The 13,619-nt window shown below is 38.5% G+C and carries 15 protein-coding genes; 7 read left to right on the forward strand and 8 right to left on the reverse strand.

Annotation, left to right across the window (positions count from 1 at the left end; all coding sequences use genetic code 11):
- Positions 1-16: 16 nt before the first annotated feature.
- The 5 genes from NOX80_RS08090 to udk form a co-directional block, all read right to left on the reverse strand.
- Positions 17-1,150, reverse strand: coding sequence for a methionine aminotransferase (locus tag NOX80_RS08090; RefSeq protein ID WP_256552781.1), 1,134 nt, complete (start codon positions 1,148-1,150; stop codon positions 17-19).
- Between the two features lie 197 nt (positions 1,151-1,347).
- On the reverse strand, positions 1,348-3,471 hold the full coding sequence (gene scpA, locus NOX80_RS08095) for a methylmalonyl-CoA mutase (protein WP_256552782.1): 2,124 nt from the start codon (positions 3,469-3,471) through the stop codon (positions 1,348-1,350).
- A 39-nt stretch (positions 3,472-3,510) separates the two neighbouring features.
- On the reverse strand, positions 3,511-4,878 hold the full coding sequence (locus NOX80_RS08100) for a methylmalonyl-CoA mutase subunit beta (protein ID WP_256552783.1): 1,368 nt from the start codon (positions 4,876-4,878) through the stop codon (positions 3,511-3,513).
- Positions 4,879-4,887: 9 nt separating this feature from the next.
- A complete protein-coding gene (locus NOX80_RS08105) occupies positions 4,888-5,235 on the reverse strand; it encodes an FtsB family cell division protein (RefSeq protein WP_256552784.1) in 348 nt (115 codons plus the stop codon).
- A 22-nt stretch (positions 5,236-5,257) separates the two neighbouring features.
- Positions 5,258-5,866: a uridine kinase gene (gene udk, locus NOX80_RS08110; protein ID WP_256552785.1), complete on the reverse strand. Its 609-nt coding sequence runs from the start codon at positions 5,864-5,866 to the stop codon at positions 5,258-5,260.
- A gap of 156 nt (positions 5,867-6,022) precedes the next feature.
- On the opposite strand from udk, the gene NOX80_RS08115 reads away from it, so the two are divergent.
- A complete protein-coding gene (locus NOX80_RS08115; RefSeq protein WP_256552786.1) occupies positions 6,023-6,592 on the forward strand; it encodes a Crp/Fnr family transcriptional regulator in 570 nt (189 codons plus the stop codon).
- A gap of 49 nt (positions 6,593-6,641) precedes the next feature.
- Here NOX80_RS08115 and NOX80_RS08120 read toward each other — a convergent pair whose 3' ends face one another.
- Positions 6,642-6,785, reverse strand: coding sequence for a hypothetical protein (locus tag NOX80_RS08120; RefSeq protein ID WP_256552787.1), 144 nt, complete (start codon positions 6,783-6,785; stop codon positions 6,642-6,644).
- A gap of 128 nt (positions 6,786-6,913) precedes the next feature.
- Here NOX80_RS08120 and NOX80_RS08125 point away from each other — a divergent pair, with 128 nt between their 5' ends.
- The 5 genes from NOX80_RS08125 (at position 6,914) to NOX80_RS08145 (ending at position 10,518) form a co-directional block, all read left to right on the forward strand.
- Entirely contained in the window at positions 6,914-7,882 is a 969-nt protein-coding gene (locus tag NOX80_RS08125) for a quinone oxidoreductase family protein (protein WP_256552788.1), read from the forward strand.
- Positions 7,883-7,969: 87 nt separating this feature from the next.
- The gene (locus tag NOX80_RS08130; protein ID WP_256552789.1) at positions 7,970-8,251 is read left to right on the forward strand and encodes a putative quinol monooxygenase; all 282 of its coding nucleotides are present in this window, start codon (positions 7,970-7,972) and stop codon (positions 8,249-8,251) included.
- A gap of 9 nt (positions 8,252-8,260) precedes the next feature.
- Positions 8,261-8,935: a TonB family protein gene (locus NOX80_RS08135; protein WP_256552790.1), complete on the forward strand. Its 675-nt coding sequence runs from the start codon at positions 8,261-8,263 to the stop codon at positions 8,933-8,935.
- Between the two features lie 49 nt (positions 8,936-8,984).
- Positions 8,985-9,488 carry a hypothetical protein gene (locus NOX80_RS08140; RefSeq protein ID WP_256552791.1) on the forward strand — a complete coding sequence of 168 codons (504 nt, stop codon included), beginning with the start codon at positions 8,985-8,987 and terminating at the stop codon, positions 9,486-9,488.
- A 106-nt stretch (positions 9,489-9,594) separates the two neighbouring features.
- Positions 9,595-10,518 carry a hypothetical protein gene (locus NOX80_RS08145; protein WP_256552792.1) on the forward strand — a complete coding sequence of 308 codons (924 nt, stop codon included), beginning with the start codon at positions 9,595-9,597 and terminating at the stop codon, positions 10,516-10,518.
- Positions 10,519-10,827: 309 nt separating this feature from the next.
- Here the strand turns inward: NOX80_RS08145 and NOX80_RS08150 are convergent, their stop codons facing one another.
- Both NOX80_RS08150 and NOX80_RS08155 read right to left on the reverse strand, forming a co-directional pair.
- A complete protein-coding gene (locus tag NOX80_RS08150) occupies positions 10,828-11,028 on the reverse strand; it encodes a hypothetical protein (protein ID WP_256552793.1) in 201 nt (66 codons plus the stop codon).
- A 70-nt stretch (positions 11,029-11,098) separates the two neighbouring features.
- Positions 11,099-11,947, reverse strand: a complete 849-nt coding sequence (locus NOX80_RS08155) for a tetratricopeptide repeat protein (protein ID WP_256552794.1) — start codon at positions 11,945-11,947, stop codon at positions 11,099-11,101.
- Positions 11,948-12,167: 220 nt separating this feature from the next.
- Between NOX80_RS08155 and NOX80_RS08160 the strand changes: the two genes are divergently transcribed.
- The gene (locus tag NOX80_RS08160; protein WP_256552795.1) at positions 12,168-13,574 is read left to right on the forward strand and encodes an aminotransferase-like domain-containing protein; all 1,407 of its coding nucleotides are present in this window, start codon (positions 12,168-12,170) and stop codon (positions 13,572-13,574) included.
- Positions 13,575-13,619 lie beyond the last annotated feature (45 nt).

The following is a 13,619-nucleotide window of genomic DNA, read 5'->3' on the forward strand; positions in this document are numbered from 1 at the left end:
AATGTGTTAAAAAGAATTATAACGTTATTTTTTGCAATCGCTTAGCGGCTTGTTCTAATGTTTGATCATCTTTAGCAAAACAAAAACGAACCAGTTTCAGGTCTTTATTGTCGGCATAAAATGTAGAAATCGGAATAGTCGCCACACCATACCGGGTGATCAGTTCTTTGGTAAAGTCAATATCATTTTGGTTGGAAAACGAAGCATACGAGGCAACCTGAAAATAAGAGCCTTCGCAGGGTAATAAGTCAAATGGTGTTTCAGCCATTAATTCGCTGAATAAAGCTCTTTTGCGACGATATAAATTTGCTATCGCATTAAAATCCACTACATCTAAATACTGACTGATAGCAGCCTGTGACAAACTGTTTACACTAAAAACCAGAAATTGATGTACCTTTTTAATTTCCCGCATCAGATGTTCGGGTGCAATCGCATAACCGATTTTCCATCCGGTTATATGTAATGATTTTCCAAAGGAAGAGATAATGACACTTCTGTCACGTAACGCTGTACGGGTGTTTACAGAAATATGTTTTTGTTCGAACGTAATATATTCATATACCTCATCTGATAATAAGATCACATCGGGATATAAAGCCAATATTTTTTCCAACTGTATAAAATCCGTTTCCGACCATGTTTTTCCGGTAGGATTATGCGGATTGTTGATGATCAACATTCTTGTGTTAGCGTTTATCTTGGTTTCGATAGCTTCCCAGTTAGGGGTGTAATCGTCATTTAAAGATACTCGTATGGGATTTGCATTACTTAACAGGATCGGCGCTTCATAACAATCATAACTCGGATCAAGGATAATGACGTCTTCATTTTTGTTAACCAACGCTTGTATTGTGGCAAAAATGGCCTCAGTAGCACCGGCTGTTATTACAATATCGGTAGCAGAATTAATATTTCGTTGATATGATGCTGAGGTGAGTCGGGTTATTTTGTCCAGTAACCCGGGATGACCGGCCATAGGTGTATATTGGTGTACGTTTTCTGTAGCCAACTTTGCTGTAATTGCGGTTAACCGTTCGTCAACCGGAAAGTTCGGAAAACCTTGCGCCAGGTTGATGGCCTGATGTTCGTTAGCCATTTGTGACATTACGGTAAATATACTGGTGCCGATATGCGGGAGTTTTGACATGTTTTCTGTTTTAGCATCTGACAGTTTTTTAAAAGCTGTCAGATGTATTATCTGTTGGGAATAATATTGGAATTTTTCTGTCTGTGAATATATTCAAAATTTTCCAAGCCGCCGAATAAATTAAGTACCGTTTCCCGCATTAGAGTTGTCTCTTTTTTCAAAAAAGATAAGCCAACCCTAAGGCTGGCTTATTATGTCTAGGCATCAATCAGGATCTCAAGGATCTTAATGGCTGCTTCACTGATTTTTGTACCGGGACCGAAAACAGCTACGGCTCCGCTGTCAAATAAATACTGATAATCCTGTGCGGGAATTACACCACCTACGATTACCATAATGTCTTCCCGTCCGTATTTTTTAAGCTCTTCAATAACCTGCGGGACCAACGTTTTATGTCCGGCAGCCAAAGAGGATACTCCTAAAATGTGAACGTCATTTTCTACAGCTTGTTTGGCTGCTTCAGCAGGAGTTTGGAATAGCGGACCAATGTCTACGTCAAAACCGACATCGGCATATCCGGTGGCTACAACTTTAGCACCGCGATCATGCCCGTCCTGGCCCATTTTGGCAATCATAATACGCGGACGGCGTCCTTCCTGTTTGGCAAAAGCATCAGCTAATTGCTTGGCTTTTTCGAAACTTTCATCGTTTTTGATTTCTTTGCTATACACACCACTAAAAGATTTAATTTGTGCTTTATATCGTCCGAAAACCGATTCGAGTGCATCGCTGATTTCACCCAGAGTTGCTCTGTTACGCGCTGCATCTACGGCTAATTCTAATAAGTTCCCTTGTCCGGTTTTGGCACATTCGGTTAGCTGAGCTAAACACTCCTGAACCTTAGCCGTATCACGGGTTGCTTTAATATGGTCTAAACGTTCGATTTGTTGTTTTCGAACGGTTTGGTTGTCTACTTCTAAAATATGTAGCGGATCTTCTTTTTCAAGACGGTATTTGTTTACGCCTACAATAATATCTTGTCCGCTATCGATACGAGCTTGCTTACGTGCTGCCGCTTCTTCAATACGAAGTTTCGGAATTCCGGCTTCAATGGCTTTTGTCATACCACCCAGTTCTTCCACTTCTTCGATTAACGCCCATGCTTTCTGTGCAATTTCATGAGTCAGACTTTCTACATAATAACTTCCGGCCCACGGATCAACCGTTTTGCATATTTTGGTTTCTTCCTGAAGGAAAATCTGTGTATTACGGGCAATACGGGCAGAGAAATCGGTTGGTAAAGCGATCGCTTCATCCAAAGCATTGGTATGTAGCGATTGTGTTCCTCCGAATGCAGCGGCTGCGGCTTCAATTGCAGTACGGGCTACGTTATTAAAAGGATCCTGTTCCGTTAAACTCCATCCGGAAGTCTGACAATGCGTTCGTAAAGCCAGTGATTTGTCATCTTGAGGATCAAATTGTTTTAGCAGTTTGGCCCAAAGCATACGTCCGGCACGCATTTTGGCAATTTCCATAAAATGGTTCATACCGATTGCCCAGAAAAAGGATAAACGGGGAGCGAACTCATCAATTTTCATTCCTGCTGCTAATCCGGTACGGATATATTCCAATCCGTCGGCAAGGGTATACGCTAACTCGATATCAGCAGTTGCTCCGGCTTCTTGCATATGATAACCGGAAATGGATATGGAGTTGAATTTCGGCATCTTTTTACTGGTATAGTCAAAGATGTCGGCTATAATTTTCATCGATGGTGTCGGCGGATAAATATAAGTATTCCGTACCATGAATTCTTTTAAGATATCATTTTGGATGGTTCCGGATAACAGTTTTGCTTCTACACCTTGTTCTTCAGCGGCTACGATATAAAAAGCCATGATGGGCAATACGGCTCCGTTCATGGTCATTGAAACAGACATTTCGTTTAACGGAATCTGATCAAATAGAATTTTCATATCTTCAACACTGTCGATGGCTACACCGGCTTTTCCGACATCACCCACTACGCGTTCGTGATCACTGTCGTAACCGCGGTGTGTGGCTAAATCGAAAGCAACGGATAAACCTTTTTGTCCGGCAGCAAGATTTCTACGGTAGAAAGCATTACTTTCTTCGGCCGTTGAAAACCCGGCATACTGACGGATAGTCCATGGTCGGCGAACGTACATGGTCGCGTAAGGTCCGCGTAGGTTAGGGGCAAATCCGGCTCCGAAGTGAAGATGTTCCAAATCTTGCAAATCGTCTTCGGAATACGTTTTTTTTACCAAAATTCCTTCTGCATTTACAACCGATTCGGTGTTCGTTGCTTCCGGTTTTGTTTTGGAATTTTCCAGGGTTATATGTTGAATGTTTTTTCTCATTTCAAAGCTGCTGTTATGATGCTGATACGCTCGGTAAACTTATTGTTTCTCGGTTTCCAGTCGTTCCTGTTCCAGTTTTTCTGCCAATCGTTTTTCGATAATAGGCGTGATTAAGGTTTTACGCGGATTGATCTTGATAAACGGATACAGTTCTAAATCATGGCTCATACGGTCTTCTTTGTTCGGATATTTGTTGGTTCCTAATAAGATTTCTTTACCGTTGTCGAATAAATCCTGCTCTTTTTTAGCACTTTCTCCGATTTTTCGCTGAATAGTACCTTCAATCAGTTGTGTAATAAAACCTCCGTTTGCTTCAATATCTTTAAAGAGTGTCAGTGCTTTTTCGGCCAGTTGCTCAGTAAGCGTTTCGATATAATAAGCACCGTCGGCCGGATTGTTTACCAGATCAAAATAACTTTCGTGTTTTAGCACTAAAAGCTGGTTTCTGGAAATACGGTCGCCAAACTCATTGTCTTTATGGTAGATTGCATCATAGGCTAAATTTGAAACCGCATTGGCTCCGCCTAAAATAGCACTCATACATTCGGTAGTTGTCCTAAGCATGTTTACATTATAATCGTAAAGGGTTTTGTTCCGTTTTGTCGGTACGGCAATAATATGGCAATCCTGTTTGTGGTCGTATTCTTTTGCCAATACATTAAAAAGTAAACGGATGGCGCGTAGTTTGGCTATCTCGAAAAAATAGTTGGTTCCTACCGCTACCTGAATTGTTATCGGATTCGCAATAGTGGCCACTCTATTAAAATATTCGTTTACATGGGCTAATGTGTAGGCGACTTGTTGTACGGCATTGGCACCTGCATTTTGATATAAATCGCTGTTTACACTTAGAAAATTCAGATTCGGACATTTTAGTGCGATATCATTCAGTGTATTAAAATCGGTATCCAGATTCGTATGCCAGTTTCCGTCTTTTGCCAGTTGTCCGATCGGATCAATGTGCAGGTAGATCGTCGCATTGTATTTTTTGGCAACAGCATCTATTTTCTGAATAAACGGAAGATCGAGGAAATGGAAATTCAAATAGACCGGAGTAGTTTCCAGCGGAAGAGCTGTCAGTAGTTTTTCAATAGCTACTTTTTCATTTTCCAATGTAAAGCGCAGGCTTTCGGCTCCTCTGGATAAGGTTTCTTTAGCTCTGGCAATTGATTTGTCAAGATCGTGAACAAAAATATTCTGTACAATCTTAAAACCGGATACTTCGGTTGAAACGTTTAAAGGTTCGGCGGCTTCGTCAATATGATAAAACGGGCGTACTTTAATGCCTTCCGGGCTTTCCCAAACAAGGGTTTCGTTATAATCGGCTCCTTTTAATTCGTATTGAATCTGTGTTTTCCATTGTTTGGACGATACAGGTTCAAAATCCGTAAACAGTTTGTTGCTCATAATGCAAAATTAAAGTGATTTTGTGTCCTCTTCGGGCACATCTTCTTCAAACTCGATGATATAAATATCTTCACTATCCCGTTTCATATAATATTTTTCACGGGCATATTTCTCTATCTGGTCAGGATTTTTAAGTTTTTTGATATTCTCGCTGTCTTTTTTAATCTCTTCCTGATAGTATTTTTTATTGTCTTCGAGTTCATTTATTTCCTTGTCCAGAACACGGTGTTCGAGATAAGAATAGTTGTCCAGAAACAGCATCCATATGGCAAAAAAAAGGGTTACCAAAACATAACGATTCCCGAATATTTTCAGAAAAGGATATTTTGTAACTATTTTTTCAAATGCTTTTTTCATGGCTTATAAAGGTAACGATAAATTATGATATTCTTTGGTTGATAACCGCTCGTACTACATCGATAGCAACGGTGTTGTATTTGTCGTTCGGGATGATAATATCGGCGTACGCTTTAGACGGTTCGATAAACTGTTCGTGCATTGGTTTTAATGTCGACTGATAACGGTTTAATACTTCTTCCATATCACGACCGCGTTCGGCAATATCACGTTTTAAACGGCGAATCAGACGTTCGTCAGAATCAGCATGAACAAAGATTTTGACATCAAACATATCGCGTAATTCCGGATTGGTCAGAATTAAAATTCCTTCCACAATCATCACTTTACGCGGATGAGTTACAATAGTGTCGTCCGTTCTGTTATGGGTTACAAAGGAGTATACCGGTTGATCAATGGTCTTTCCTTCTTTTAAATCTTTCAGATGGCTTACCAGTAATTCGAAATCAATGGCTCTCGGATGATCGAAGTTGATTAACGCTCTTTCATCAAAGTTGAGGTTGTGTGTTGCTTTGTAGTAGGAGTCCTGTGAAATGATTCCTACTTCTGTTTCGGGTAATTCATTCATAATCTGATGAACTACCGTCGTTTTTCCACTGCCAGTTCCTCCGGCAATACCAATTATAAGCATAAATAGTTTAGTTGTTTTTTTCTCCGCAAAAATAATAATTAATAGGAAGTGGGGTTTATTTTTTTTAGTTTTATGCTGTAAGCGTATTATTCAGACCCGGTATAAATTGTATCAGCGGTAACAGACTTTGTTTTAAAACCTTATAGTAAAAACACAATGGCAATAGTGATTCAGGACGATACAACGGCAGGAAGGATGATGCTTTATCTGGCCGAAAAATATGACCTTGAGCAAATAACAACCGATGCACGGATCACTTTATTAAAGGAAGGTGAAAAGGCAAAACGTATTTATTTTATAAAAGAAGGCTGTTTGCGTTTGTGGATGAACAGTAACGGAAAGGAAATTACAAACCAATTCTTTTTTGAAGGAAGTCTTGTTGCTTCACTTGAAAGTGTGCTGACGGATCAACCGAGTGATTTTTATCTTGAAACATTAGAAAAAAGCACGCTTTATGTATTGGAAAAAACACAGTTTGAACAATTATTGAAAGAAGACCCGGAGTTTAAAAGCTGGTTTGATAACTACATTCTAAAACGATTTATCTATTATTCGAAACATTTATTGTCGTTTTTAAGAGACAAACCGGAAGATCGTTACCGAAGTTTACTCCAAAAGAATCCGACTATTTTTCAGCGAATCCCGCAACATTATATTGCTACTTATCTCGGTATTACAGCTGTTTCGCTGAGTAGAATACGGAATAAAGTGGCTAAAATGAAATAAACCCGTAAAATAATTATAATGTCACTTATTAATTGAGATTACGGGTTTATTATAAAGTTACTCTAAACGTCTTATTATGTATAACAAGAGAATCGGAGTTCGGATGCGTAATTTCTGCCTTAAAAAGTACTTTGCTTTCTTGTGCGTAAAGTCCGGCCGAAACCAGTAATAGCGATGTGAGTATTTTTTTCACGGATTATAGTTTATAGGTTTAAATATAATGGGAATATTCTGATATATTAAAATTTTCGAAGTTGATCTTAACAATTGTTATCGTTCTGTGATGGTCGTTCATCAGAACTTTGCCTGAAAATATAAAACATGAAAGCAGCAGTAATAAAACAATTAGGAACAACACCGGTTTATGCCGATTTTCCAAATCCGGTTCCGCAGAATGAACATGAATTAATAATCAACGTAAAAGCCGCATCGGTAAAAAATCTGGACAAACTTCGCGCCAGCGGAAAGCATTATGCCGGTTATACGAAACTACCCGCAGTAGTTGGCTTTGACGGTGTGGGTACTTTAACCGACGGAACATTGGTATACGCACAGGGTATGACGGGAATGCTTGCCGAACAGGCGTTGATTCCTAAAGGAAAATACCTGATTCTCCCTCAAAATAGTGATGTTGCAACCGCGGCAGCTTTACCGAATGCAGTGATCGGTTCGGCGATGGCTTTACTGTTTCGGGCTAAAATTCAACCGGGCGCAATAGTTTTGATCAACGGAGCAACGGGTGTGACAGGTCAGGTTGCCGTACAATTAGCAAAACACTACGGAGCATCGAAAGTGATCGCTACCGGTAGGAATTCGGAAGCATTAGAAAAACTAAAAAGTCTGGGAGCCGATGTGATTTTGTCTTTAAAAGACGCAGATACCACTATTGTTGAAAATCTAAAAGCAATACAAAATGAAACGCCTATTGATATTGTGATCGATTACATTTGGGGACATTCAGTCGAATTACTATTACAGGCTTTCAAAGGAAAAGGCGGTTATACGCATCCGGTGAAAATGGTAACGGTGGGCAGTATCTCAGGTGAGGAAATTCAGTTGCGTTCGGATGTATTACGTAGTACGGCTATTGAAATTTTAGGATCGGGTATCGGAAGTCTTTCTGAAAAGGAAATGCAGTTATTTATAGCGGAAGTCTTACCGGAAACTTTTGAGTTGGCGGCCAACGGAAAATTGAGCATTGAAACGGAAGTGGCGCCGTTATCTGAAATTGAAGACTATTGGAATAAAACAATTGATGCCGGAAAACGTTTGGTGATTGTTGTGGGGTAGAGGGGAGATAAAAGAGGAAAGAGGAAAGAGAGGGGGGAAATGTTAGAAAAATATCCGATGTTTGTGAAAAAATAAATAACATCGCATATGATTACTATTGTGGCTACACTCAGAGCAAAAGAGCAGTACCGGGAAGCGGTTCTCGAAGCATTACAGGAATTGGTTAATGCTTCGTTACAGGAAGAAGGATGTCGGGAATACCGATTGCATACTTCGATTGCGAATCCGCTGGAATTTCTTTTTTATGAATCCTGGGAAAGTAAAGAGGCGATCGATAAACATACACAAACGACACATTTTCTGAATTTTCAGCAAAAAGCAGCCGAGTGGTTGGACAAAAGCGAAATTAACCTTTATAAACCGATATAGATTATTATTATGATTACAAGATTACAAACATTGGCTGTATGCCTACTGATTTCAGCCGTTTCATTTGCCCAAAGTGCGGTCAATTACGAAGGCGAAACGATTAACCGACTGGATAAGGACGGAAAGAAATATGGCGTCTGGAAATTGTTTGACAAAGAAAGAGATATTGTAATAAACGGAAAAATGGAGAATGATGCCTTTGTGTCCAATATTGAATATTTCTACAAAAATAAATTAGTCGTAACCTTTGATACCGCCACCAAAGCCTATGTTTTTTATGAAGGTGTAAAAGGAACTCCGGTTACAATTGAAAGAAAAGAAAATAAGCCTTCGGATGTCGTTAAAGAGGACGGAGAAGTATTGAATGAAAAAAATAGAAACCTGTTTTTTAGCGTTTTGGAAATGAAACCTACATTTTACGGAGGTGATGCAGCGATGCGGAAATTTCTGGCCAATGAAATGAATAAAAAAATGTGGAATTTTTCCGGAAAAGTAAAACTAACCTGGCAAGTAGATACTAGCGGATTGGTAAAAAATATAAAGGTACTGTCCAGTGAAAACGAAGCACTCAATGAAGATGCCATCCGAATTATAGAAAAAATGCCGAGATGGCAACCGGGTATTCAAAACGGTCGTCTGATAAAAGCTAATTTCTCGACAACGATTAGTTTTAACGGGAATTAAGATTGTAGAATAAAGAGGAAAGAGGAAAGAGGAAAGAGGAAAGAGGGATATGAAGTTACTGCCTTATGGAAAAATAACCTATCGGACGAAATTGACTGAAGCTGAAGTTGTCCACAACCTTTCGGAGCAAGTCCGGATATGGGGTATTGACCGTTCGGGCAATTCAGAAGCGAATGCTTCAAAGCGTTATGAAGGTAGTATTGGTAAACAAAGTTTTGATATAAAAAGAGTTATTACCTATCGGAATTCTTTTCGTCCTGCTATTACCGGTATAATAGATAAAGAAAGTAAAGGAACTATAATTCAGGTTAAAATTGGCGGACAAGGAATACTGTGGGTTTTAATATTGTGGTTGGCGGGGATGCTTTTTGCCGGTATTACAACAACTTTATTTGAAACATACGATAATAAAGCCGATTTTCAGGCTGTAATAGCATTGCTGATTATGATGTTCTTATTTGTTTACGGAATGGTAATGATGAGCTTTGTCTCAGAATGGGAGCTCTCAAAAGACAATCTCAAGAAAATTTTTGAAGCGGAAATTATAAACTAGAATATAAAAAATAAACGATTTTTTGGCCGCTTAATGCGGCTTTTTTATTGCGAATCAGGTAACGGATAAAAAGGTTGGTGTATATTTGAAAACAAAGACAAAAAATATGAACTTCCTCCGTTTTTTCCGAAAAAAGAAATCCGCTCCGAGTCAGCAGCAATCCCGGCCGATTCAGCAGCAATCCTGGCCTGACGAAATTCCTGTAATTAGTAACGGGAAGGATTATACGATCAAAATAGATAATCAAATGAGTCTGGAAGCGATCACACAACTTTTAAAAACGTTACGAAAACATAAAATAGCGTTTAGTGTACATGATCGGTTGTTGTATTCGTACGAAATTGGTGATCCGGGAGCTTATGTGACTTATTCACAGGATAAAAATGATCTGGAAGATTGTTGGAGTATGACATTCGGTAATCACGGATGGTCAGGGGGAACTTTTACGATTGAAGAGAAAAATATAGCTTTGCAATTGTTCAATCTCGCACAAAAAGAGGAAATTGATTCGATAAGAATTGGTAATGTCAGGTTGTTTAACTATGAAAAGAAAAATCCGGACAGAAATAAAAATATGAATGCCCTTTTATATACAATTCATAGTAATCTGCCTTCCTTTAAACCGGATTTTCTGATCTTCGGAATCTTTAAAAGCGGCGATTACCCCGAATCGTATACTATTTATAAGCTAACCGATACCCAATTGTTTGCTGACACCCGGGGAATATGGCATTCGGATAGATTTACATCAAAAGGCTACGTTTTTGAAGGTTTGGAACTTTCTGATGAAAAACGGAATAAAGTGAAAGCGTTAATCAATGGCATACCGTTAGAATTGCTAACTCGTATTTGGGACAGTTTTTACGAAACGGAAAATAAAAATGAAGATAAATTGGTTTTGGCATTTAGTACTGCGGAATGCCATAAAACAATTATTATTGATGAGTATATAAGGGCTAAGGAAAAACTTCCGCCGGCAATACGCGATTTTAGAATAACTATTGAAAAGTTAGTTGAAGAATTAGACTAATAAATTAATTAATTAATGAAGCATACTGAGGATTGGAGTGATAAGGTCGATTTTTGCGAAGGAGCTATATTTCGGAATAATAAAAACAATTGTAAACGAAAGCCTTAAAAGAATAAAATAAGATGGAACAACAACTAATAATACAGTTGTCTGATTTACATTGGATACAAAATACCTGACATTCTGGAAAGAGTGGCATAATTTAAGAGAACAATGGAAATGAAATTGTAAACCCGAAATTCCTATTATAAAACAAAAGCCTTAAAAATCATTTTTTAAGGCTTTTTAGATTGTGTTTTAGAAAGAGCGTTATGCTTTCTGAATGTTTTGATAAACAAAAGAAGAGGCAAAATAAACGGATGCCATCAACGTAAACAGAATCCCGTTCATAGCGATAAATTCTATAAATCGCATTGCCATACTCGGATCTTTCGCGTCACCGTCCATTAAAAAACCGATCGTTGTTAGAACAGATGACAGGGCTAAAATGTTTAAAAATTTTCTTTTCATAAATATTAGATAATGGTTGTTATCCGAATAACGGATTTTGTAGGATAATATTTCATGAAGTAAGCCCGATTTATAGTTTTAATTCTTTTTTCATTCCCTCTACATGAACCATGAAATCTTTGTTTTCAGCTAATTGTGACTGATGTTCTTTTAACCATTTTGTAAATTTAGCAGTATCTTTTTTCAAAAAATAACCGTGTAAAACCGAATAAATATTCTCGGTATTATAACTCTTGTCCGGACAATCTTTTAATACTTTCCGACAAATGATTTCTGCTTTTTCCGGTGTCCCGTTTTTTGCTAATGCATATATGAGCTCTTTATTGGTGTAAGCATTCAAAGGTTCTTTTTTAAGTGCTTTTTCCAAAACAACAATGGACTTGGGATAGTTTTGCAGACAATTATAGGAAAAAGCTAATTCAGTAGCTAATCCGTCGTAATCAGGATTAATTTTATAGGCTTTTTCTAAAAATTCCAATGCTTTTTCACAGGCGCTCCAGGCATTATAGGTATAACCTTGTCCGTACAAGCGTCGAACGGGATCACCACCCTGATAAATTGTAAGCCAATCCGGAGTTGAGGTAATCTTTAACTCCTCAAATCTCGATTCCGGAATAAAAGCAATTTTTAATCCGTTGCCAATACCGATCCGTTGTTTAAAATTAACGGATGTTGTTTCATCAGGATCGACTATATAACGTTTTTTGTCATCAACCTTAAATGAGCCTCCATAATGAAACATCAAACCGGCTTGTGTATCAATATAAACAAACCCGAACATATAAGTATTACTACTGTCGGCAGGCATAGTAATCCATTTGTTTTCGCTTTGAATAAAACCTTTGTCGAAAGTAAGATCGCTCTGCGAAAAGACGGATGCTGAAAGAATAAAAAAGATTCCTGAAATGAGTTTCTTCATGTTTTTGGTTTTGGATTGGTTATGAAAATTGTAATACGAATATAATGTGAAAATTATAATATTGACAAAAAGGGATTACTTTTTTCTCTTTTTTGAGAAAATATTTAAATATTCCGGACAGACATTTTTTGTTGGTAGAAGTGATAAGATACAACTGAAGTTGAATATCGTTAATTTTGTGATACAGCTATACAATTTGTAAAAATGAGCAGTACAAGTAATGAAGACCTATAAATTTGAGCTATTCACTTCGGAGATCGAAAAAAATATCCGGAACGGGAATTATAAACCGGGATTTAAGTTGCCGTCTGTAAGGACTTTAAAGGAGCAATATCAAACCAGTATCAGTACGATACAGCACGGCTATGAATATCTGATGCTTCAGGGATTGGTAGAAAGTATTCCAAAATCGGGTTATTATGTAAGTAATCAGCCTGACCGTTCGGATCTTACGGTAAATATAAAACAACGACCGGTTGTTCGGGATGCTGTTTTTACCAACAATCTTGATCAAATTACTTCGGTTAAAACGGAACGAAAATTGGTTTCGTTTAATGTCGCGGCACCGGACGACCTTATGATTCCGCAAAAATTAATACTGCGAACCATGCAACAGGTTATCCGGGAAGAAGGAGCCGGTTTGCTACGCTATTATCCTTCCGGCGGATCGGAACGATTAAAAGAGACTATTATACAGCGCGCGATTTCTTATCAGACAATATTACATCCGGAGGAATTACTTATCACTGACGGTGCACTTCAGGCTTTGTATATTGCTCTGGCAGCTGTATGTAACACGGGTGATATTGTGGCGGTTGAAAGTCCCTGTGTATTTTCGGTTCTGGAAGTGATCCGAATGCTCCGCTTAAAAGTAATTGAGATTCCGGTTGTACCGGTTACAGGATTGGATGTGGATTTTTTACAAAAAGCTTGTCACACGAATACGGTTAAAGCCATTGTGGTAACACCGAACTTTCATAATCCGACCGGAATTTTGTTAGGAGATGAACAGAAGAAGAGGCTGTTATCGGTTGCACTACACTATAATATTGCCATAATTGAGAATGATATTTACGGCGATCTTTACTTTCAGGGAAAACGACCTGCGACAATTAAAAGTTTTGATGATAGCGGACTGGTGATGATTTTTTCGTCTTATGCAAAAACGTTAGCGCCCGGTATTCGCCTGGGTTGGCTGGCAGCCGGAAAATTTACGGAACGAGCAGAGCAAATCCGGTTTTCATTGGGAAGTACGGTAGCACCGGTCTATCAGGAAACCGTCAATCGTTTATTGTCGGGAAATAGCTACGATCGTCATCTTCGTACTTTTAGAATGCAATTGGCGAAAAATGCCTATACGGCTATTCATCTGCTATCGGAACATTTTCCTGTCGGAACGTCAATTGCAACACCCGCCGGCGGATATGCCATCTGGGTCGGAATGCCGGAAGCAACGAATATGGAACAATTTTATAAACAATGTGATCAAATCGGAGTCAAATTTACACCCGGTTATACCTTTTCATTTTCGAATACTTTTAGCCGCTATTTTCGAATAGTTTTCGCAAATACTTTTTCACCAAAAAGAATCGAAGCCATACAGCTTGCCGGCCAATGGATACGATAATCTGTACTGCTTTGTATTTCCTGTTCTGTACTGTTTAAAACGGTT

Origin of the sequence: Flavobacterium cerinum, from assembly GCF_024496085.1 — a bacterium.
In the GTDB taxonomy this organism is placed as follows: domain Bacteria; phylum Bacteroidota; class Bacteroidia; order Flavobacteriales; family Flavobacteriaceae; genus Flavobacterium; species Flavobacterium cerinum_A.

Coding starts and splice junctions, on each gene's coding strand:
- NOX80_RS08090 (WP_256552781.1), bottom strand. CDS start 1,150: ATGTCAAAACTCCCGCATATCGGCACCAGTATATTTACCGTAATGTCA.
- scpA (WP_256552782.1), bottom strand. CDS start 3,471: ATGAGAAAAAACATTCAACATATAACCCTGGAAAATTCCAAAACAAAA.
- NOX80_RS08100 (WP_256552783.1), bottom strand. CDS start 4,878: ATGAGCAACAAACTGTTTACGGATTTTGAACCTGTATCGTCCAAACAA.
- NOX80_RS08105 (WP_256552784.1), bottom strand. CDS start 5,235: ATGAAAAAAGCATTTGAAAAAATAGTTACAAAATATCCTTTTCTGAAA.
- udk (WP_256552785.1), bottom strand. CDS start 5,866: ATGCTTATAATTGGTATTGCCGGAGGAACTGGCAGTGGAAAAACGACG.
- NOX80_RS08115 (WP_256552786.1), top strand. CDS start 6,023: ATGGCAATAGTGATTCAGGACGATACAACGGCAGGAAGGATGATGCTT.
- NOX80_RS08125 (WP_256552788.1), top strand. CDS start 6,914: ATGAAAGCAGCAGTAATAAAACAATTAGGAACAACACCGGTTTATGCC.
- NOX80_RS08130 (WP_256552789.1), top strand. CDS start 7,970: ATGATTACTATTGTGGCTACACTCAGAGCAAAAGAGCAGTACCGGGAA.
- NOX80_RS08135 (WP_256552790.1), top strand. CDS start 8,261: ATGATTACAAGATTACAAACATTGGCTGTATGCCTACTGATTTCAGCC.
- NOX80_RS08140 (WP_256552791.1), top strand. CDS start 8,985: ATGAAGTTACTGCCTTATGGAAAAATAACCTATCGGACGAAATTGACT.
- NOX80_RS08145 (WP_256552792.1), top strand. CDS start 9,595: ATGAACTTCCTCCGTTTTTTCCGAAAAAAGAAATCCGCTCCGAGTCAG.
- NOX80_RS08150 (WP_256552793.1), bottom strand. CDS start 11,028: ATGAAAAGAAAATTTTTAAACATTTTAGCCCTGTCATCTGTTCTAACA.
- NOX80_RS08155 (WP_256552794.1), bottom strand. CDS start 11,947: ATGAAGAAACTCATTTCAGGAATCTTTTTTATTCTTTCAGCATCCGTC.
- NOX80_RS08160 (WP_256552795.1), top strand. CDS start 12,168: ATGAAGACCTATAAATTTGAGCTATTCACTTCGGAGATCGAAAAAAAT.